Origin of the sequence: Sorangium sp. So ce128 (assembly GCF_051525245.1) — a bacterium.
GTDB classification, from domain to species: Bacteria; Myxococcota_A; Polyangia; order Polyangiales; family Polyangiaceae; genus Sorangium; species Sorangium cellulosum_B.
In genome coordinates this window covers 4,277,428-4,297,483 of record NZ_CP150313.1, presented here as the reverse complement: position 1 = coordinate 4,297,483, position 20,056 = coordinate 4,277,428, and the positions used below count along the sequence as shown (strand labels likewise).

Genomic DNA, 20,056 nt, shown 5'->3' with positions numbered 1-20,056 from the left:
CCGCGCGAACGGCGCCCCGCCGTGCGCGGCTGGCGTGCGCGCAGGAGCGCAGGATAGGTCCATGAGCACCGTAGAAGTCCCGATGCAACAAGCCGCCTCGCCCGCGCCACAGAGCGATGCGCCACATGGCACGCGCGGAGCAGATCGAGCGTTCCGCGCCATCCTGACGATGTTCGGCCTGACGGTGCTCGCGGTGCCAGCGCTGATGGTGCTGGAGCTCATCCGATCGTCGCGGCTCGCCATCGACAAGTTCGGGCTGGGGTTCCTCGGCGGGACCGTGTGGGACCCTGCGCGCGAGGAGTTCGGCGCGCTCCCGTTCGTCTACGGCACGGTCGTCACATCGCTGATCGCCGTCGTGATCGCCGTCCCCGTCTCGCTCGGTCTCGCGATCTTCCTGTCGGATCTGGCCCCCCACCGGATCCGCAAGCCGCTCGGGTTCATGGTCGAGCTCCTCGCGGCGATCCCGAGCGTCGTCTACGGCTTCTGGGGCATCGCCGTGCTCCGCCCCTGGCTCCGGGACACCGTCGAGCCGGTCATCATCAAGTACTTCGGCTACATCCCCCTCTTCGAGGGCCCGCCGCTCGGCTTCGGCATGTTCGCCGCAGGCGTCATCCTCGCCATCATGATCGTCCCCACGATCACGTCGGTGTCGCGCGAGGTGATGCAGGCGGTGCCCCAGCTGCACCGCGAGGCGGCGGTCGGCCTCGGCGCGTGCGCGTGGGACACGATCCGCTACGCGGTCCTCCCCTCGGCGCGCTCGGGCATCATCGGGGCCATCATCCTCGGTCTGAACCGGGCGCTCGGCGAGACGATGGCCGTCACGATGATGATCGGCAACGTCCCGAAGGTGAGCGCGTCGATCTTCCACCCCGGCTATTCGATGGCGAGCGTCATCGCCAACGAGTTCGTCGAGGCGACCAGCGACATGTACGTATCGGCGCTGTCCAAGATCGCGCTGCTCCTCTTCGGGGTCGCCCTCCTCCTCAACCTCTTCGCCCGGTGGCTCGTGAGCTCGACCAAGAGCAAGCTGGAGAAGCGCGCATGAACAGCGACACCCCTGTCCCCGTGGCGAGCCCCACGAGCGCCCCCCGGCGCACGCTGCTCGAGCCCGCGCCCGGCGAGACGCTGCGCCGCGTACGCAGCTACTTCTTCGAAGGGCTCTGCGTGTCGAGCGCCGTCGTCGTCCTGGTCCCGCTGTTTCTGATCTTCGTCTACGTCGTCAGCAAAGGCCTTAGCGGGCTGTCCCTCGACTTCTTCACCCAGCTGCCGAAGCCCGTCGGCGACGAGCGGAGCGGCATGGGCAACGCGGTCGTCGGCACGCTCATCCTCGTCGCCATCGGCTGCGGCATCGGGTTGCCGACGGGCATCCTCGCCGGCATCTACCTGGCCGAGATCGGGCGCGGCAAGCTCGCTGCCGCCATCCGGTTCATCGCCGACGTGCTCGGCGGCGTCCCCTCGATCACCATCGGCGTGTTCGTCTACGCCCTCGTCGTGGTCACGATGAAGCGCTTCTCGGCGCTCGCGGGCGGCATCGCGCTCGCGATCGTGATGCTCCCGACGGTGACCCGCACGACGGAGGAGCTGCTCAAGCTGGTGCCCGCCCACCTCCGCGAGGCGTCGCTCGCCCTCGGCGTGCCGGAGTGGCGCACGAGCCTCCTCGTCGTGCTCCGGACGGCCTCGCCCGGGATCGGCACCGGCGTGATGCTCGCCGTGGCCCGCATCGCCGGCGAGACCGCGCCGGTGCTCCTCACAGCGCTCGGCTCATCGTACTGGAGCTTCGCCATCGACCGCCCCATCGCCTCGCTGCCGGTGCAGATCTGGCGGAACGCTACTTCGCCCTACCCGAAATGGCAGCAAGAGGCGTGGACCGGCGCCCTGGTGCTGATCGTCATCGTCTTCCTCCTGAACTTGCTCGCGCGTATCGCCACGTCGCGAAGCGTCAAGACGCGCTAAAGGCACTCGATGAGCTCGTTTGACTCACTGCACAACAAAGTACGGTCCGGGGAACGTCGCAGCGGGCTCGACACGGACGGCATCGACAGCCGCTCCATGGAGCCAGAGGACGAGGCGCCGCCAGCCAAGATCAGCGTCACGCGGCTCAACGCCTATTTTCATAAGTTCCACGCCATCCACGACATCACGCTGAACATCCCCGACGGCCAGGTCACGGCGGTCATCGGCCCGTCCGGGTGCGGGAAGTCGACGTTCCTGCGCTGTCTCAACCGGATGCACGAGCAGGTGCCCGGGGCCTCGGCGAAGGGCTCCGTCATGATCGACGGCGTGAACATCTATGACAAAGCCGTCGACCCGGTGCGGCTGCGGCGCCGCGTCGGCATGGTGTTCCAGAAACCCAACCCGTTTCCAACGATGTCGATCCGCGAGAACGTCCTCGCCGGACACAAACTGAACGGCATCTCCGTCAAGGATCCCACAGGCCTCGTCGAGAAGTGCCTGCGCCAGGTGGCGCTCTGGGACGAGGTGAAGGACAAGCTCGATCAGTCCGGGCTATCCCTCTCGGGCGGCCAGCAGCAGCGGCTCTGCATCGCCCGCGTCCTCGCGGTGGAGCCGGAGGTGATCCTGCTCGACGAGCCGTGCTCAGCGCTCGATCCCATCGCGACCGCGCGCGTCGAGGAGCTCATCGACGAGCTGAAAGAGCGATATACTTGCGTGCTCGTAACACACAACATGCAGCAGGCCGCGCGGTGCTCTGACTATACCGCCTTCTTCTACATGGGGGACTTGGTGGAGTTCGACAGGACCCAGACGATCTTCACCAACCCCAAGGAGAGCAAGACGGAAGACTACGTCACCGGGAAGTTCGGCTGATGGAAGCGGGGGATAGAATCATGCCGACGTCGCACACGAGCAAGGTCTACGAGCACGAGCTACGCACGCTTCGCGAGAAGCTGCTGCTCATGGGCAGCCTCGTCGAGGAGATGATCCAGAAAGGCTCGACCGCGCTCACGACGCGCGACACGGGCCTCGCCAAGGCGACGATCCGGCTCGATCGCCGGATCAACCGCCTCGAGTGCGAGGTGGACGAGCTCTGTATGAGGATCCTCGCGACGCGCCAGCCCGTCGCGTCCGACCTGCGCTTCGTCACCACGGCGCTCAAGATCGTCACCGATCTGGAGCGGGTCGGCGACCTCGTGGTGAACGTCTGCGAGCGCGTGCAGGAGCTCAACGAGGAGCCGCCGCTCGCGCCAGTGGCGGATCTGCAAGGCCTCGCGGACGAGGCGATCGAGGTGGTGCACGAGGCGCTGGACGCGCTGGTCGCCCGCGACTGCGAGCGAGCGAACCAGCTGCTCACGCGCGATGACGTGATCGACGAGCACTACGCCCGCATCTTCCAGGAGGTGCTCCTCGTCATGAGCCGCGACCCGAGCACGGTGTACAGGGCCACACGCATCCAGTCGATCGCCAAGTACCTGGAGCGCATCGCCGATCATGCGATGAACATCGCCGAGTCGGTCGTCTTCCTCGTCAAGGGGACGGACATCCGGCACCACAACCGCCTGAAGGAGAACGACCCGCTCTCCTCGCCTCCGCCGGCAGGGCTTCGCCTGCGCTAGGCGCCAGCGCCGCCCGGCCGGCGCCTGCGCTAGGCGCCAGCGCTGGCCGGAGGCGCCGTCCCACCGTGGCCGTGGGGCTCCTCGTCGCCGTGCGCGTGCCCGTGGGGCGCCTCGTGCCCGTGCTCGCCGGCGCAGCGGGCGTCCTCCCATCCGACCCAGTAGGGGCCGTCCGGCCCGTGCTCACGCTTCCAGATCGGCAGGCGCTCCTTGATGCGGTCGATGAGCAGGCGGCACCCGCGGAACGCCTCTCCCCGGTGCGGCGCGCTCGCGGCGCAGGCGACGGCGACATCGCCGACGTGGAGCGCGCCCACCCGGTGCGTCGCGGCGACGCGCACGCCAGGGAGCTCTTCGGCGATCTCCGACAGGATCCGCTCGAGCTCGGCCTCGGCCATCGTCCCGTAGGCCTCGTACTCCAGCAGCGTGACCGAACGGCCCTCGTTGACGTCGCGCACCACGCCCAGGAACGTGGCGATGCCGCCCGCGCCAGGGTGAGACACCGCGGCGATGAGCTCGTCGAGACCAAGCGGCTCGGCGCGGATCCGGCTCACGGCGCGCTCCGCTGGAAATGGCCGGAGCGGCCCCCGCTCTTCTCGAGGAGCTTGATGTCCGAGATCACCATCTCGCGATCGATCCCCTTGAGCATGTCGTAGATCGTCAAGCACGCGGCGCTCACCGCGACCATGGCCTCCATCTCGACCCCTGTGCGATCCACCGCCTCCGCGGCGGCGGTCACCCGGATCGTCGCGGAGGGCTCGTCCACGTCGAGCGAGACCGAGACGTGCGTGAGCGCGATGCCGTGGCAGAGCGGGATGAGCTCCGGCGTGCGCTTCGCCGCCATGATCCCGGCGATCCGCGCCGCGGCCAGCACGTCGCCCTTCGGCGCGTCGTCGCGCGCGACCCGGGCGATCGTCTCGGGGCGCATCATGACGGCGCCGGACGCGACCGCGCGGCGGTGCGTGACGGGCTTGCCTTCGACAGGCACCATGCGGGCCTCGCCGCTCGGAGAGAGGTGAGTCGAGAGCGCTTCGCCCTCGCCGGGTCGATCAGGGGTTCGCGGCATCGCCCCGGAATCTGACACGGCAGCCGTGAGGACCGGAAGCCGAACGTGATCCGGTCCCGCACGGATCCGCCCGCTCCGTCAGCCGCCGATCGCGCGGATCGACACCGCGGAGGCCGTCTCTTCGGTGCAGCCCTTCCAGACCTTGCCGTCCGGCTTGAGGCGCCACGCCTCGTCCAGGCGCAGGCGGATCGCCGCGTGATCGCCGATCTTCGCCTCGCGCGAGGCGTCGACGCCATCGTCGGTGGCGAGGCACGGCCGGAGCACGCCCGTCGAGGAGACGCGCAGGCGATCACAGCTCTCGCAGAACGTGTCGCTGGTGCCCGTGATGAAGCCCACGCGGAGCGACGGGTCGCGGCGAGCGCGGACGTACCTGGCCGGGCCGAGGCCGGGCTCGCCGGCCGCCTCCTCCGGGAGGAGGTGCTCGGCGAGGCGCGCCCTCATCTCGGCCGCGGTGACGAGGTGCTTGCCGACGAGCCGAGCGCCCTCGGCGATCGGCATCACCTCGAGGAAGCGCGGCACCATCCGGCGCTCCCAGGCCCACAGCGCGAGCCGCTCGATCTCGTCGTCGTTCACGCCGCGGAGGACCACCGTGTTCAGCTTGATCGGCGAGAAGCCCGCCGCGATCGCGGCGTCGATGCCGTCGAGCACCCGGGCGAGCTCGCCGCCCCGGGTCATCTCGGCGAAGCGCCCCGGATCGAGGGTGTCGATCGAGACGTTCAGCCGGTGCAGCCCGGCGGCGCGCAGCGCCCCGGCGAGCCGCGCGAGCTGCGACGCGTTCGTCGTGAGGGCCAGATCCTCGAAGCCAAGCGCGGCGAGGCACCCGACGATCGACACGATCTCGGGGTGGAGCAGCGGCTCGCCGCCGGTCAGGCGCACCCGCCGGACGCCGGCGTCGCGCAGCGCCTCGAACATGGTGCGCCAGGCGGCCGTCATGAGCTTGCCGTCGGCGTAGCCGTCATGCCGCGACGGGCGGCAGTAGGTACACGCGAAGTCGCACCGATCCGTGACCGAGATGCGCGCGCTCCGCGGCGCGGGCCCCGCGTGCTCGCCAGCTGCCTCGCGGGCGCCGTCGCGGTACGGGATCACGGCGGCGCGTCGGCCAGCGTCTCCGCCGCCGACGAGCGGCAGCGATCGCCGCCGCTGAGCCGATGCGTCGCCCGCATTGCGCGCAGGATCGAGGCCGCCGATAGAAGAAGCCATGGCGCGTCCCTCTCGGGTCCTCTCGCTAGCCGCCCGCCACCGGCGGGATCAGCGCGACCTCGTCACCGAAACCTACAGGATCGCTCGGCGTCGCATAGACGCCGTTCACCGCCACCCGGATGGATCCCTTGTAGGGGCCGAGCCCCGGATAACGAGCACAGACGTGCTCCAGGAGCTCCGCTGCGGTGCAGGGGCCAGCCAGCGGCAGCGCCACTTCTCCGGTACCCAGCACATCCCTCGCGCCAGCGAATGCAAGCACGCGTACCGCTGCATCCATCACCGCAACCTAGCATCGCTCCGCGGACCCGACACGACGAACTGCCGCCGAGCGACCTCGGGCCGCCCAGGCGCCTGGCCCCTGGCCCCTGGCCCCTGGCCCCTGGCCCCTGGCCCCTGGCGAGATTCGAGTCTACCGGGCCCGGCCGGCACGGCTATCATCGGGCGGCTCACCGTCATGTCGGAAGAAGGCTTTTTACCGGGCACGATCCTGGCCGGTCGCTATCAGGTCCGCCGAGAGCTGGGCCGCGGCGGCATGGGGGTCGTCTATCTCTGCCGCGATCTCGTGATCGACGAGCGCGTGGCCGTGAAGCTGCTCGACCGGCCAGGCGCGGCGGCCCGCCCCGAGGACGCCTGGTGGTTCCAGGAGGAAGCCCGGGCGCTCGCCGGGCTCTCCCATCCGGCGCTCGTCAAGGCCCGCGACTTCGGGGCGCTCACCAACGGGACGCCGTACCTCGTGATGGACGCCGTCCCAGGTCGATCGCTCCACGAGTGGCTCTACCTCGCGCGGCTCGAGGACCCGCTGCCCTGGCCGATCATCTGGAGCGTCATCGACCAGGTGCTCGGCGCGCTGGCGCACGCGCACGCGCGCGGCGTGATCCACGGGGACCTGAAGCCGTCCAACGTCCTCGTCGATCTGCAGCACGGGGGCGAGCCGCCGCTCGTGCACGTGCTCGACCTCGGGCTGGCCTGGCTCATCCAGGACCGGGTCGATCACCGGCTCGACGGCTCCAGGGAGAGCGAACCCACGGTGCGCTGGGGCGCGGGCACCCCGGGCTGGATGGCGCCCGAGCAGATCCGCTTCGCGGCGCCCCACGTGGGACCGCCGACGGACCTCTACGCGCTCGGCTGCATCCTCTACGCCCTGCTCGCCGGCGGCGAGGTCTACGACGGCAACAACGACGAGCTCCTCCAGCAGCACCGGAGCGCGTCGATCCCGGACCTGCCGCTCCCCCCGCCGGTGCCGGGCGACGTCGCGAAGTTCGCGAAGCGGCTGCTCGCGAAGCGGCCCTGGCACCGCTTCGACTTCGCGGGCGACGCGCGGCGGGTGTGGAAGCGGTTCGAGCCGCGCAACAACGCGAACGTGACCGCGACGCCGCTGCCGATCGCCCTCCTGACGAGCGGCCGTCTGCCCCCGAGCCGCAAGGAGCTGCTCACGCCCGAGCTCATCGAGCCTCCAGACGACGACCCGCCGCCCTCCGTGACGACCACCGGGCTGCTCGCGCTCCGGCCGAGCCCGTTCGTCGCGCGGACCGGGGAGCGGGCGCGGCTCATGGAGGTCGTGGCCGAGATGGTCGACGCGCCGAAGGCGATGCACCGGTTCGTCCTGCTCGCGGGCGAGGCCGGCGTCGGCAAGAGCCGGCTGGCCGAGTGGCTCTGCGAGGAGGTCCACGAGCGAGCGCTCATGGTGCCGCTCCGCGCGCGCTACCGGCGCATCGCGGCGCCGCTCGACGGCGTGCTCGGCGCGGTGACCCAGCACTACCGGCTGGAGCGGGCCGAGCGCGAGATCGTCGAGAAGGTGCTGATGAACCTCTGGGAGGTCCCGCCCGAGGACGAGGTCGGCAAGACGTGGGTCGCGGCGACCGCCGAGTGGATCAAGCCGTCGCCCCCGGGGAGCGAGGCGGTCGGCCCGACGGGGAAGCGCTTCCGCCTGGATCGCCCCGAGCTCCGCTGGCTGATCATCCGCAAGACGCTGGAGAGGATCGGCCGGGACCGGCCGGTGCTGCTCTGGCTCGACGACCTGCACTACGCCTCGTCGACGACGTTCGAGGGGCTCCTCACGCTCCACCGCGACGCGCCGAACCTGGGCCTGCTCGTCGTGGCGACCGTCAGGAGCGAGGCGGTCGAGTGCGATCCGGTGGCGGCGAGGCGGATCGAGGGGGCGCTCGCGGCCTACGTCGGGGAGCGGCTCGACGTCGCCCCGCTGAACCCCACGCAGACGCACGCGCTGCTCCGGGAGACGCTTCCGCTCGACGACGCGGCGGCCGAGGCGGCGACGGCCCGCAGCAAGGGGAACCCGCTCTTCGCGCTGCAGCTGCTGCACGCGTGGGCGGGCGGCGGGCACCTCCAGCTCCGCGCGGGCAAGTACTTCGTGCCGAGGGCGTCGATGGCCGTGCAGGCGGCGACGACCGCCGACCTCTGGGAAGAGCGCCTCGCGGCGCTGCCCGAGGAGCTCCGCACCGGCGCGCGCGCCGCCGCCGCGCTCGGCGGCGACATCCGGCGCGAGATCCTGCGCGCGCTGCTCACCTCGCTCGATATCTCGGCGGACCGGGCGATCGCGTCCATGCAGCGCGCCCAGATCCTCCTCGCCGTGGGCGATCGCCTGCGCTGGCCGCACGCGCTGCTCCAGGAGCACCTCCTCTCGCAGCTCTTCCTCGAGCCGGACGCGGCCCGCGTGTTCCGCGCCGCCGCCGACGCGCTCGGGGCGCACCCGGCCGCGTCGAGCCGCCGCATCCTCCGGCACCGGGTCGTCAGCCTACTGCGCGCCGGCGACACCGACGAGGCCGCGGCGCTCATGCACGCGCACGTGGCGGCGCACTGGCAGAGCTCGCGCGACATCGCGGCGACGCTCCGCGATCTCGCCGTGCTCGACGGCAAGCTGCCCGGGGGGAGCGACTCGCGCCCGGGCCTCCGGGGCGGGGTGGACGCGCGGCCCGTGCTGACGGGGACGCGCCTCGGGACGCAGCTGCGCTTCCGCGGCGAGGCGCTGCGGCTGGCGGGGAGGCTCGACGAGGCGCGGCGCGACGCGGAGGACGCGCGGCGCATCTTCGAGCAAGCCGGCGACCGCGAGAACCAGGCGCACTGCCTGCGCCTGCTCGGGCACATCGCGTCGGACCTCGGCGCGGAGGCGCAGGGCCGGCGGCTCGTGGCGCGGGCGCACGCGATCTTCGACGAGATCGGCCACGGCCACGGGCAGGCGCAGTGCGAGGTGCTGCTCGGCGAGATCGACTACCTGCTCGGCGAGCACGCGCGGGCGCGGGCGGTGCTCGCGTCCGGGGCGTCGAGGTTCATGGAGGTCGGCGATCGGCTCGGCCGAGCGCAGTGCCTGCTGCTGCAGAGCATGGTCGAGCAGGCCGGGGCGACCTCGGACGCGGCGCGCGCGCTGCTCACGACCGCGCACGCCGATTTCGACGCCATCGGCTACCGGCTCGGGCTCGCGCAGTGCGACCTCGCGCTGTCGCACTCGGACCACCGCGCCGGCAACTTCGAGGCGGCGCGCTCGGGCGCGCTCGGGGCGCGGCAGAGCTTCCGCGACGTCGCGAACCCGCGCGGCGAGGCCGGGTGCGAGCGCCTGCTCTCGATGGTGGCCCTCGACGCGGGCGCGCCGGAGCTCGCCGAGGAGCACGCGCTCGCCGCCGGCAGGCTCTTCGAGCGGCTCGGGGATCCGTGGGGCCTGGTGGAGGCGCGGCTGCTCTTCGCGCAGATCGCGCTCCACCGCGGGGAGGCGGAGCTCGCTCGCGAGCACCTGATGGCGTGCGAGGCGGTGGCGCTCGCGGAGGCGGAGCCCCGGCAGCACCGGCACCTGACGCTCGCCTGGCTCGCGTACCACGAGGGGCGCTTCCACGAGGCGGCGCGCGAGCTCGACGCGGCGCGCGCGGCCTTCAAGGACAGCCGCACCGGAGACCACACGCCGCAGCTCCTCGAGCGCTTCGCGCGGATGGGCTGGCCCAAGCCGGCGGGGGCGCGGATCAGCGGCTGGATGCGCACCCTCGAGAACACCTGAGGCGGAGTCCGGAGACGGGGAGCGCCCGCGCACGGCGACTCCCCTCCACGAGAGCTTTCCAAGGGGATCAGAGGCCGTCGATAGCTGACGCGCTCACCGGATGCGTCGCCGAGCGGGGCTCACCCGCACAGGAGACGGGTCCAGATCGGCGTTTTCGGCGCGCAGGCGCACTCCCGTGCGCTGAGCACCGAAAACGCCGAGATGGGCCCGTATCCGAAGCGGGTGAGCCCCGCTCAAAGAGGGAGCCAGAAGTCGGGTCCGAACAGTCGGCGCGCGTCCTCGATGGTGCGGAGGGCACGCGGTAGATCGAGCTTCGCCTGGTGCTCGGCCAGCTGCACGACGTAGGGGATCCAGAGCGGCCTGCAGACGACGAGCGCGGCGAGGTGGAACTCCGCCTCCTCGGTCTGGCCGAGATCCATCGCTACACGCGCCAGGAGGCTGTGCACCGGGACGGGCGACCCGAGCGGCGCGATGGCCGTGGCGCAGCGCCGCACGCTCTCCGCGGCCTCCTCGCTCGGGTGCCGCCGGAACTCCTGGAACGTCTCCTCGAGCTCGTGCTCGTCGCTCACCTGCTCCGGCAAGTGCTGCGCGACGAGCGCCTTCCAGTGATCGACGAACGGCAGATCGGCGAGGGCGCTCGAGCTGTCGGCGTGGGCAAGGAGCATATCGGCCTCCTTCCAGTCGCCAGCCTCTCGGGCGAACTCGAGCCCCGAGACGACCCGAGCCTCTTCGTGGAGCCCAGGCTCCTTCGTCAGGAGCCAGCGCTGCCAGTAGAGCGCGCCCCGGAAGGCCACGCGCGCGAGCGGCTCTTTGTCGTCCGCACGCATCTGCAGCGCCATGTCCAGGAGCGCACCCTTGTGCCGCTGCACGTCGTCGACGACGAGGCTCGCTGGCCAAGCACAGAGCCCGCACGCCTCGGAGATCATCGCACCCCCCCTCGCACCGCGCGAGAGCTGCCTGCCGACAGGCAGCGCAGAAGGAACCCCCCGCGATACAGACCAACGCTACCACGGCGCCCGCAGCAGGCGAGAGGTCGTCGCCAGCGGGTGGCAGGCAGACAACATCGACGAAGGCAACAGCGCTCGAATGCCACCGCCCGAGCGGCCTGCACCGGACGGATCCCGGACCAGGAGACGACGACAACAACCCCCCGCGCCGAGCCGCGCGCGGGCTCATGGACCTCGATCTCCACCGAGGCTTCCTGCACAATGCGCCGCTGGCGGCAGCGGCAGAGAGGGGGTGTCGGCGGCCGCTCGAGGTGCTGATTGGCGATCGAGATCGAGAGGACAACGCGGCGGCACGGCGCTCCTGACCCCCTGCGGCGCCCACGATGAGCCAGCCTGATCTGCACCGCGCCGCATTCGAGGCGGCCGAAGACGCGATCCTCCTCCTGGAGAACGGCCGCGTGATCGACGCCAACCCGAGCGCGATCCGGCTGCTCGCGGGATCCGCGGACGGCCTCGTCGGACGGGAGCTCGCGGACCTCGCGCCGCTCCTGCAGCCCGACGGACAGGCCTCCGCCGAACGCCTCGCGCAGCGGCTCGACGCGGCGGGCCGGGGCGAGCCGCAGCGGTTTCGGTGGCTCTACCGGCGCCCGGGCGGGGACTTCATCCAGGCCGACACGCAGATCGCGCGGCTCGCCCTCGCTGACCGCGCAGGGCCGATCCTGCGCGCGGTCGTGCGCGAAGAGGACAAGGAGCAGCGGCGGCTCTACGCGCTCGCCGTCGACATGCTCGGCGCCGCGACGCTCGACGGGCGGTTCAAGGAGCTCAGCCCCTCGTGGGAGCGCACGCTCGGGTTCAGCCGCCAGGAGCTGATGGCGCGGCCCTACCTCGAGTTCATCCACCCCGAGGACAAGGCGCGCACCCTCTCGGAGACAGACACGTTCTCGACGGGCGCGCAGACGATCACCTACGAGAACCGCTTCCTCTGCAAGGACGGCTCGTACCGGTGGCTCGAGTGGAACGCGATGCTCGCGCTCGACGAGGGGCTCGTCTACTTCGTCGCCCGCGACGTCACGCGGCGCAAGACCGCCGAGATCTCGCTCCGTGAGTCCGAGGAGAAGCTGCGGGCGCTGTACGACGGCATCCCGCACTACCTGGTCGTCGTCGACAAGGGCGCGCGCATCGTCTCGGTGAACCGGCCGTATCCCGGGGTCCGGGAGGAGAGCATCGTCGGCCGGAGCCTCTACGATTTCACGTCGCCGGAGTACCACGACACGGTGAGGGAGGCGCTCCAGACGGTGCTCCGGGAGGGAGGCCGCGCGAGCTACGAGGTGGTCGGCCTCGGGGTGAACGGCGGGCGGGCGTGGTACGCGAACCACGTCAGCGCGATCCGGGGGGTGGACGAGGTCACGAACGCGCTCATCGTGGGGGAGAACATCACCGAGCGCCGGCGCGCCGAGGAGCAGCGCCGGGAGAGCGAGGCGCGCTTCCACGCGGCCGTCGAGGCCAGCATGGACGCGTTCCTCACGCTGGCCTCCCGCCGCGACGACAGCGAGGAGATCGCCGACTTCGTGATCACGGGGCTCAACGCGCGCGCCGCGACGATGCTGTCGTCGATGCCGCGCGAGCAGCTCCTCGGTCAGCGCCTCTCGGAGCTCGTCCACTCGGTCGAGGCCGGCGTCCTCCGCGAGCGGTGCCTGCGCTGCCTCCGGAAGGGGGCGCCGATCGAGGAGGAGATCCGCCTGCCCGCGCCGAACGCCCAGGCGTCGCGCCCGAGCGTCTGGGTGCACCACCAGATCGTGCCGATCCAGGGCGGCGTCGCCGTGACGATGCGGGACACCACCGAGCGCAAGCGGCTCGAAGATCAGCTGCGCCAGTCGATCGAGCGCCTCGAGGTGTACGCCGAGGAGCTGGAAGGCAAGAACCGGATGCTCGCCGCGGAGAACGCCGAACGCGAGCGGACCGCGAGCGTCCTGCGCCAGCAGCAGGAGGCGATCCGCGCGCTGTCGACGCCGATCATCCAGGCGTGGGAGGGCGTCCTCGTGCTGCCGATCATCGGCGCGCTCGACCGCGTCCGGGCCACGGACGTCATGGAGAAGCTGCTCGGGGAGATCGTCCGCACGCAGGCCCACTTCGCCGTGCTCGATCTGACCGGCGTGGAGGACGTGGACACGCCGACGGTCGACCACCTGTTCCAGGTGGCCCGGGCCGCGAGCCTGCTCGGCAGCCGCTGCCTCGTCTCCGGGATCTCCCCCGGAGTCGCGCAGGCCATCGTGACGCTCGGCAGCGACGCGCGGACGCTCGAGACCTTCGGCGCGCTGGAGGACGCCCTGCGCCACGCGCTGGTCGTGTCCGGCGCCCGGCTGCCGAGCGCGCGCGGCAAGGCGCGGTAGCGGCGGCCTCCCTACGCGTCGTCGGCCGCGAGCTCGTCGTGGAGCTCCCGGGCGCGCGCCGCGTGGCGCACCGCCGCGGCGCCCTCGCCCATCGCGGCGGCGTGCGCCGCGGCGCGGTCGTACGCCGCCGCGGCCGCCCGCAGATCGCCGCCCCGCTCGTAGTGATGGGCGAGGAGGGCGGCCCCCTCGTCGCGCGCCTCCACGCTCGACGCGCGGTGCTCGATCCAGTCGGCGACGAGCAGGTGGATCCGCCGGCGGATCTTGAGGCTCAGCATCTCGTAGGCGACCTCGCACGTCGCCTGCTCCACGAACACGTACTCGCGCTCGCCGGGGAACGACGCGGGGGAGCGGAGCCGGATCAGCTGGCGCTCGCAGAGGCGCGCGAGCAGCTCGGCGGTGGACGCGCTGCCCCCGTGGCGCACCGAGAACGGCGGATCGAGATCCTGGAGCTCCGCGAGGATGCGCTCGCTCGACATCGGCGAGCGCGCCTGCGGGGCGTCGTTCCGGAGCCGCTCGACCGCGCCCTCCCAGAAGGTCCGGCCGACGACCGCCGCCTGCGCGAGGAGGCCGCGCGCGCCTTCGTCCAGGCGGTCGAGGCGCGCCTGGACCACGCCGTGCACCGCCGGCGGCAGGCTCAGCGCGCCGAGCGCGTCGTCACGGACGTGCCACGCGCCGTCCTGGGCCTCGATGGCGCCGGCGTCCACGAGGAGGTGGAGGGTCTCCTCCACGGTTCGCGGGTTGCCCTCGGAGCGCTCGGCGATCGCGCGCACGAGCTCGTGGTCGAGCGCGGAGGCGCCGCGGAGCCGATCCCGGATCATCTCCTCCGCGTGCCGCCGCGCGAGCGGCGACGCGTCGACGCGGACGTACGCTTCCTTCCCGACACCCCAGTCCGGGCGGCGCTCGTAGAGCTCGGGGCGCGCGGTGCACACCATGCAGAGCGGCAGCCCCTCGGCGTGCGCCACGAGCTCCTCGACGAGGTCGAGCGTCGCGTCGTCGGCCCACTGCAGGTCGTCGCACACGATCACCATCGGCGTCCGCTCGAGCGCGAAGGCGACGAGGAGCGCGAGCGCGGAGGCGATCCGGCGCCTCGCCAGCACGCTGCCGCGCGCCGCGGCCTCGAGGAGCCCGGCGGGCGCAGGCCGCGCGCCAAGGATGGCCGCCAGCCGGGCGAGGATCTCCTCGAGGTCGCTGCCCCCGCTCGGCCTCGACAGCGAGGGGGACGGATCGAGCTCGTCGTCGTCCTCGTACCGCGCCGCCCCGGCTCCCCTGCGCCCGCTGACGGTCGAGCTGATCGGCCCTCGGAGCGGGACGGACGACGCGCGGGTCACGATGGGCGACGCGCCCCCGAGCGCGGCGGCCCTGGCCCCCGCGCCGGCGGCCTCCCGCTCGGCGCGGACGCGGGCGCGCGCGGCGCGCAGCCGGATCCAGCGCAGGCCGCGGCGCAGCTTGCGCAGGATGACCTGGGCCGGATCGGCCTCGTGGATCCCGAACCAGCGGCGGAGCAGCGCGCCGGCCAGGCCATAGCTCGAATCCTGCGCGAGCGCCGAGCACTGCGCCGACAGGACGAGCAGCCCCCCGGGCGGCGCGAGCGCGTACCCTCGCTCCGAGGAAGGCGCGCCGCCTCCGGCGCCGCCGTCGCGGAGGCCCGCCAAGAGCTCTGCGAGCATCCGCGTCCGTCCCACGCCGGGCGCGCCGACCAGCGTGATGAGGCGCGGCCGCCGCTCGTGGAAGGCGGTCTCGACGAGATCACACAGGCGCTGCATCTCCGCGCCGCGCCCGACGAGACGCGTCGAGAGCCCATGGAAATCGGGCGGCACGAACGCGTGGTGGAGCGGCGCCTCGCCGAGCACCCGGTAGATCGGCGGCGCCGCGCCGTGCGCGGTGGACGCCGGCGGCGCCCGGACCGCGCCGGCGCTCGCGCCCGCGTCGATCGGCTCGACGTGGAAGCGCCCGAGGACGAGGCGGTGGGTGTCGCGGCCGATCACGATCGCGCCGCGCGGCGCGAGCTGCTGCAGGTGCCCCGCGCCGTCGACCGCGTCGCCGATGACGGCGAGATCTTGCCGCGCCGAGCCCCCGGCGCCGACGAAGGCCCGCCCCGTCGCGATCCCGAACCGCACCGAGAGGCGGACCGATCGCGCGGCGCGCGGCAGCGTGAGGCGCGGGATCGCGGCCTGCGCGCCGAGCGCCGCGACGATCGCTCGCTCGGCGTCGCTGTCCGTCGAGCGAGGGACGCCGAAGACCGCCATGACGCGCCCGCCGATCGGCCGCTCGACGATCCCGTGCAGCTGCTCGACGTGCTCCGCGAGCACCTGATAGCAGCGGTCGACGACGTCCTTGACGTCCTCGGGATCGAGCCGCGACGAGAGCGCGGTCGCCTCGGACAGATCGGCGAACAGGACGGTGCAGACCCGGTGCTCACCGCCCTCGAACGGCAGCGCAGCCCGGGTCCGCGGCGAGCCGCGATCGGAGCTCACGCTCCCCCTCATCCCGCTGCTGTCCGGCGCCCGCCACGGCGTCGACGACGGCGGCAGCGACGGCGGCGGGACGGACAGCGCCGGCGGCGGCGGCAGCGGCGGCAGGTGGACGGCGGCGAGGTCGAGCAGCCCGTCATCCGCGTCGTGGTTCGCGTCGCCCGGGCCGAAGGCGGGCGCGCGCAGGGTGTCGCGCGCCACGACGACGACGCTGGAGCGGTGGGCGGCCTCCAGGGCGGCCCACATCTCGCCGAGGTTGTGGAACCGCTGCGAGGGGTTGATCGCGAGCGCGCGGCCGAGGACCGCCTCGACGTCGGCGTTCGCGTTCACCCCGCGGGCGCGGAAGCTCGGCCGGATCGCCTCGTCGCTCGAGGCGACGAAGAGCTGGATGACGTCGCCGCCCGAGAGGGCGGGCTGACCGCTCGCGACCTCGACGAGGATGAGGGCCATCGCATAGACGTCGGTCCAGGGCCCTGTCGCACCGAACCGCGGGCTGAACTGCTCGGGCGCGCCGTACTGCGGCGTGAAGGCGCGGAACGTTCGTCCCGTCTGGACGAGCGCCTCCGCGAACGTCGGCGTCTCGGAGAAGACCTTGGCGAGCCCGAAGTCGAGCACCTTCATGCGGTCGCCGAGCAGGAACAGGTTGGCCGGCTTGACGTCGCGGTGAGACACGTTCTCGTCGTGGGCGACGGCGAGGGCGGAGGCGACGGGCGCGAGGAGCCGGATCGCGTCGCCGAGGCTCCTCGGCGGGAGCTTCTCGGCGCTGCGGCGCTTGAGATCCTGCTCGAGCGTCTCGCCCTCCAGCCACTCCATGACGATGTACGGCGTCCATGGCCCCTTCGGAGCAGCGGCGGCGCCGATGTCGAGCGCCTGGACGATGCCCATTGTCCGGCGTGAGAGCTGGTGGAGCAGGCGCGCCTCCTCGCGGAACTTGGCGAGGAAGCCGTCCTGCTGGTCAGGGCTTAGACCCGCGGGGATCTTGAGACATTTGACGGCGACCGGCGAATCGAAGCCGAGGTGCCGGGCCCGGTAAACGACGCCGAACGCTCCCTCGCCCGCCAGCGCCTCGACGGCGAACTGGCCGTCGATGATCGACCCCACCCAGCCGAACGGGTCGCTGGCCTGCATCGTTGCCTAGGCTACCTGTTGCGCCGAACCCCGAGCAAGAGAAGCAATGGCCGCGGGCGAGGGGATGTGCGAGGCGGGGCGCGCGTGGGGCCCCGCCGAACTCGCGGCTCCAAGGAGGGAAAAGGGCCATGACGGCCGCAGCGGGCGACTGGCATGGAGCCATCTCCGCTAGCCGGGTAACGGAGGCAGGAGATGCGAGCTCGACAGCACCGCTCCCCCTACATGCGCGCCATGGAGGTGAGCAGCCGCCCGGCGGCGCAAACGCGCCGCGCTCAACGCAAGTTCGCCATCGCGATGACCTGTCGGCCCAGGACACCCACCATAGAAGAGAGACGTTCGCCCAGCAGCCCAGGACTCCTGCCCAGCAACCGGAGGAGCTCCGACAGCAAATCAAGCGCAGCCGCTCCCGGCCATCCTGCCAACGAACGCTACGCGCTCCCCGCGCTGCCGGACGCGCGCCGCATCGCTTCGCCGTCGACCGCCGCGGACGGCGGCGCCATCCTGAACGCATGAACTTCCTGCTTCATCGCCACCTCGCCGCGCGCGACCTCGGCTCGGCCGCCGCGGGTGCGGCGGCGATGCTCCCGGACCTCTGGCGCATGGCCGACCGGCGCGTCAGGCCCTCCCGCGCGCCCGATCGCCCCGCCGCCCCGCCGCCCCGCCTCGCCGAGGTGCTGGCCGGCATCGACCACCACGTCGCCGTCGACCGCTGGTTCCACGCCGCCCCCGTCTTCGTGGAGGGCGAACGCCGCCTCGCCGCCGCGTTGCGCGCCGCCTCGCTCGGCGCGCCGCGGCTCGCGCTCTTCGCCCACGTGCTCTGGGAGATGTGCCTCGACGGCGCGCTCGTCCGCAGGATCGGCCTCGCGCCCCTCCTCGACGACCTCCGCGCCGGCCTCGAGGCCATCGACGGCGCCCCGACCGAGGCCGCCGCCTCGATCCACCACTTCCAGCAGCGCGCCCCCTCCCCCGCCGGCGCCCTCGCCGATCGCGCCGCCTTCGAGTCGCGGCTCCGTCGCATCTGCGACGAGCTCACCCGCGGCCCCTGGATCGCCGGCTACCAGGACGGCGCCGGCCTCGTTCTTCGCCTCTCAGGCGTGCGCGCGCGCTTCGGCATGCCCCCCTTCACCCCGGACCAGCACGCCCGCCTGGCCGCGCTCCTCGACGCCCTCGCCGCCTCCGCAGACGAGGCGCTGATCGACCTCATCCACACCGCGCCCATGCACTGAAGCGCCCCCTCGTCCCTCATTCATCCATGAATGACGACGCCCGCCTCACTCACTCGTGGACGATGATTGTGGTTCCTTCGCCCAGCTCCTCGCCTGTGTTGATCGCGTGCCATCCGGGCGGCACCGGGGGATCGGTCCACAGGAACAGCCGGTGGGCGTCGATGGGCGCCAGGTTGATGCAGCCGTGGCTGCGCGGCGTGCCGAAGACGTCGTGCCAGTACGCTGCGTGGAGCGCGTAGCCGCTCGCGAAGTACTGGATGTACGGCACGTCCTTGAGGGCGTAGGTCCCCTCGCCTCGGCGCCGCGTCACGCCGTACTCCCCGTCGCCCTTCCGGGGGACCACCTTCTCGCCTGCCGCGGGCTTCGCCGCCGCGCTCGCGCCGGGCTTCTTCGAGGCGCGCTCCTTCGAGGAGCCGCCCTTCTCCGGCTTCGCGCCGCGCGAGGCCGACGGCGCGTCGGCGGTCGTCTCCGCGCGGCCGCCGACGCTCGACGACTCGTTCGAGTCCATCGTCGCCGTGATGTGCTTGTTGCGGATGCGGAAGACGCCGCGCACCGTCGCGGTCGTGGTCTTGGGATCGGCCACCCCGGCCTGGCCGGTCGAGACCAGCGTGGCGTAGACCGGGCGCTTGCCCTCCCAGAGGACCAGCGTCTGGTGCGTGATCGACACCTCGATCCACTTCTCGCCCTTCTCGGCGGCCTCCGGCCACGCCGACGGCGCGACCGCGATCCCGACGTCCAGCTGGCTCACGTACCGCTGGTCCCGGGTGCGGTAGTACTTCACGCCCTCGATCCGGCGCATCCTGCCGGTCAGCGGGACGATGTCCCGGAACGGCAGCTCCTTGCCCGGCGTCGCCTTGTCGCCCTGGATCTGGACGTCGCGAGCGCCCCGCGCGCGGACGAAGGCGAGCGGCAGCGTGAGCGCATCGGTCAGCTCGACGCCGTGCCAGGGAGAGCCGGTGTCGGGCTTGATCTTCGTCGCAGGCGCGAGCCGCAGATCGGTCGTGATCGCGAAACGCCGGCTCAGCGCCTCCGGTCCGGTCGCGAACGATCCGATCAGCGACAGCCCGGTGAAGCGCCGCGCGCGATCGGCGAAGACCGCGTAGTCCGGGACCTTGAAGTCGCTGATGTTGCGGATGAGGCGCTTGCCGCCCTCGAGCCAGAACGGGATCGGGTCGCCGTCCCCTTCCCCGCCGAGCAGCGCGCCCTCGCCGAGCTCGAGCGAGTTCTTCCCCAGGCCGAGCTCGCCGAGCTGCTTGCCCGGAAGCGGCACGCCGCGCGCGTCGATCGCCACGTCGTTCGCGCCGAGGATGACCCGCTGCACGGTCGCCTTGTTCTCCTCGAACCACGACAGGTGCTCGTCGAGCTTGAACTCCGATTTGCGCTGCTCCTCGGCGGTGGGGACGCGCAGGTAGAGCGGCAGCACCGCGCGGACGAAGGCGTACCGGTACGGGAGCGCGGTCCTCAGGTTCGGCCCGGGGCCGGCGGCCTTGAGGATCGGGTCGTTCAGGTCGAGCGTCGCCTCCTCACCCACGCAGAGGTAGCCGCTGGGCTCGATCGCGTACCAGCCGCCCGGACAGCCCGCGGTGCCGGCGGGCTCGGCGGAGCGGGGCACCCTGGAGCCGACGCGCAGGTACCCGAGCTTCTTCGACGTGTCGCGCGGCTCCTTGTAGACGGTCGCCACGAAGGCCGTCACGCCGAGCAGCGGCTTGTCGCTCGGCGGCCACGCGGGCGCCGCGAGCTCCGCGGGCGCGGCCTGCCCATCGATCGCCGTGAGCGCCGCGGGGGCCGCGTCGGCGCCCGCCGGGGCCGCGGCCCCCGCGTCCGCCGGGACGTCCGCGGGCTTGCGACAGCCGCACGCCGCCGCCGTGAGCGCCGCGAGGTGCGCGAGACAGAGAGCGAGGCGCGCCGCGCGCCGCGCGCCGTGAGGCTTCCCGGAGGACAGCAGGGCGCCCATGCGGGCGTACTTGCCAAAATCGGCGCGCGACGAAAAGCCCAAAACACGCGGCGGGCGCGCGCCGGCGCTGGTTTTTCAGGGCTCCGCCCCGAACCCCGGCGCCCGCTC

General features: G+C 72.5%; 14 protein-coding genes. 7 read left to right on the top strand and 7 right to left on the bottom strand.

Features of this window, described 5'->3' with window-relative positions:
- The first annotated feature begins 61 nt into the window (after positions 1-61).
- Genes pstC through phoU form a run of 4 tightly spaced genes read left to right on the top strand, consistent with a single transcriptional unit; the run spans position 62 to position 3,572 of the window.
- On the top strand, positions 62-1,045 hold the full coding sequence (gene pstC / locus WME82_RS16480; protein ID WP_438043606.1) for a phosphate ABC transporter permease subunit PstC: 984 nt from the start codon (positions 62-64) through the stop codon (positions 1,043-1,045).
- Positions 1,042-1,953, top strand: coding sequence for a phosphate ABC transporter permease PstA (gene pstA, locus WME82_RS16475; protein WP_438043605.1), 912 nt, complete (start codon positions 1,042-1,044; stop codon positions 1,951-1,953). Before pstC ends, pstA begins: the two co-directional genes overlap by 4 nt.
- A gap of 9 nt (positions 1,954-1,962) precedes the next feature.
- Entirely contained in the window at positions 1,963-2,826 is an 864-nt protein-coding gene (gene pstB, locus WME82_RS16470) for a phosphate ABC transporter ATP-binding protein PstB (RefSeq protein ID WP_437872308.1), read from the top strand.
- 20 nt (positions 2,827-2,846) lie between these two features.
- Entirely contained in the window at positions 2,847-3,572 is a 726-nt protein-coding gene (phoU, locus tag WME82_RS16465) for a phosphate signaling complex protein PhoU (protein WP_044964959.1), read from the top strand.
- A gap of 29 nt (positions 3,573-3,601) precedes the next feature.
- On the opposite strand, the gene WME82_RS16460 is transcribed toward phoU, so the two are convergent.
- The 4 genes from WME82_RS16460 to WME82_RS16445 all read right to left on the bottom strand — a co-directional run bounded on the left by WME82_RS16460 (position 3,602) and on the right by WME82_RS16445 (position 6,091).
- On the bottom strand, positions 3,602-4,120 hold the full coding sequence (locus WME82_RS16460) for a molybdenum cofactor biosynthesis protein MoaE (RefSeq protein WP_438043604.1): 519 nt from the start codon (positions 4,118-4,120) through the stop codon (positions 3,602-3,604).
- Positions 4,117-4,632 (bottom strand): cyclic pyranopterin monophosphate synthase MoaC, encoded by a 516-nt coding sequence (gene moaC, locus WME82_RS16455; protein ID WP_044964956.1) that lies wholly within the window; start codon positions 4,630-4,632, stop codon positions 4,117-4,119. The genes WME82_RS16460 and moaC overlap by 4 nt, the downstream gene beginning before the upstream one ends.
- A gap of 78 nt (positions 4,633-4,710) precedes the next feature.
- On the bottom strand, positions 4,711-5,832 hold the full coding sequence (moaA, locus tag WME82_RS16450; RefSeq protein ID WP_438043603.1) for a GTP 3',8-cyclase MoaA: 1,122 nt from the start codon (positions 5,830-5,832) through the stop codon (positions 4,711-4,713).
- Between the two features lie 25 nt (positions 5,833-5,857).
- Positions 5,858-6,091, bottom strand: coding sequence for a MoaD/ThiS family protein (locus WME82_RS16445; RefSeq protein ID WP_272098160.1), 234 nt, complete (start codon positions 6,089-6,091; stop codon positions 5,858-5,860).
- Between the two features lie 195 nt (positions 6,092-6,286).
- Here WME82_RS16445 and WME82_RS16440 point away from each other — a divergent pair, with 195 nt between their 5' ends.
- Positions 6,287-9,832 (top strand): protein kinase domain-containing protein, encoded by a 3,546-nt coding sequence (locus WME82_RS16440; protein WP_438043602.1) that lies wholly within the window; start codon positions 6,287-6,289, stop codon positions 9,830-9,832.
- A 233-nt stretch (positions 9,833-10,065) separates the two neighbouring features.
- Here WME82_RS16440 and WME82_RS16435 read toward each other — a convergent pair whose 3' ends face one another.
- Positions 10,066-10,758: a hypothetical protein gene (locus tag WME82_RS16435; protein WP_437746417.1), complete on the bottom strand. Its 693-nt coding sequence runs from the start codon at positions 10,756-10,758 to the stop codon at positions 10,066-10,068.
- A gap of 404 nt (positions 10,759-11,162) precedes the next feature.
- Here WME82_RS16435 and WME82_RS16430 point away from each other — a divergent pair, with 404 nt between their 5' ends.
- Positions 11,163-13,169: a PAS domain S-box protein gene (locus WME82_RS16430; protein ID WP_438043601.1), complete on the top strand. Its 2,007-nt coding sequence runs from the start codon at positions 11,163-11,165 to the stop codon at positions 13,167-13,169.
- A gap of 11 nt (positions 13,170-13,180) precedes the next feature.
- Here WME82_RS16430 and WME82_RS16425 read toward each other — a convergent pair whose 3' ends face one another.
- A complete protein-coding gene (locus tag WME82_RS16425) occupies positions 13,181-16,768 on the bottom strand; it encodes a protein kinase domain-containing protein (protein WP_438043600.1) in 3,588 nt (1,195 codons plus the stop codon).
- Between the two features lie 509 nt (positions 16,769-17,277).
- Here WME82_RS16425 and WME82_RS16420 point away from each other — a divergent pair.
- On the top strand, positions 17,278-17,994 hold the full coding sequence (locus WME82_RS16420) for a hypothetical protein (protein ID WP_438043599.1): 717 nt from the start codon (positions 17,278-17,280) through the stop codon (positions 17,992-17,994).
- Between the two features lie 49 nt (positions 17,995-18,043).
- On the opposite strand, the gene WME82_RS16415 is transcribed toward WME82_RS16420, so the two are convergent.
- Positions 18,044-19,948, bottom strand: a complete 1,905-nt coding sequence (locus tag WME82_RS16415) for a L,D-transpeptidase (protein ID WP_438043598.1) — start codon at positions 19,946-19,948, stop codon at positions 18,044-18,046.
- Positions 19,949-20,056: the final 108 nt, after the last annotated feature.

Excerpts from the sequence above, each read along its gene's own strand:
- pstC (WP_438043606.1), top strand. The coding sequence starts at position 62 with ATGAGCACCGTAGAAGTCCCGATGCAACAAGCCGCCTCGCCCGCGCCA.
- pstA (WP_438043605.1), top strand. The coding sequence starts at position 1,042 with ATGAACAGCGACACCCCTGTCCCCGTGGCGAGCCCCACGAGCGCCCCC.
- pstB (WP_437872308.1), top strand. The coding sequence starts at position 1,963 with ATGAGCTCGTTTGACTCACTGCACAACAAAGTACGGTCCGGGGAACGT.
- phoU (WP_044964959.1), top strand. The coding sequence starts at position 2,847 with ATGCCGACGTCGCACACGAGCAAGGTCTACGAGCACGAGCTACGCACG.
- moaC (WP_044964956.1), bottom strand. The coding sequence starts at position 4,632 with ATGCCGCGAACCCCTGATCGACCCGGCGAGGGCGAAGCGCTCTCGACT.
- moaA (WP_438043603.1), bottom strand. The coding sequence starts at position 5,832 with ATGGCTTCTTCTATCGGCGGCCTCGATCCTGCGCGCAATGCGGGCGAC.
- WME82_RS16440 (WP_438043602.1), top strand. The coding sequence starts at position 6,287 with ATGTCGGAAGAAGGCTTTTTACCGGGCACGATCCTGGCCGGTCGCTAT.
- WME82_RS16435 (WP_437746417.1), bottom strand. The coding sequence starts at position 10,758 with ATGATCTCCGAGGCGTGCGGGCTCTGTGCTTGGCCAGCGAGCCTCGTC.
- WME82_RS16430 (WP_438043601.1), top strand. The coding sequence starts at position 11,163 with ATGAGCCAGCCTGATCTGCACCGCGCCGCATTCGAGGCGGCCGAAGAC.
- WME82_RS16425 (WP_438043600.1), bottom strand. The coding sequence starts at position 16,768 with ATGCAGGCCAGCGACCCGTTCGGCTGGGTGGGGTCGATCATCGACGGC.
- WME82_RS16420 (WP_438043599.1), top strand. The coding sequence starts at position 17,278 with ATGAACTTCCTGCTTCATCGCCACCTCGCCGCGCGCGACCTCGGCTCG.
- WME82_RS16415 (WP_438043598.1), bottom strand. The coding sequence starts at position 19,948 with ATGGGCGCCCTGCTGTCCTCCGGGAAGCCTCACGGCGCGCGGCGCGCG.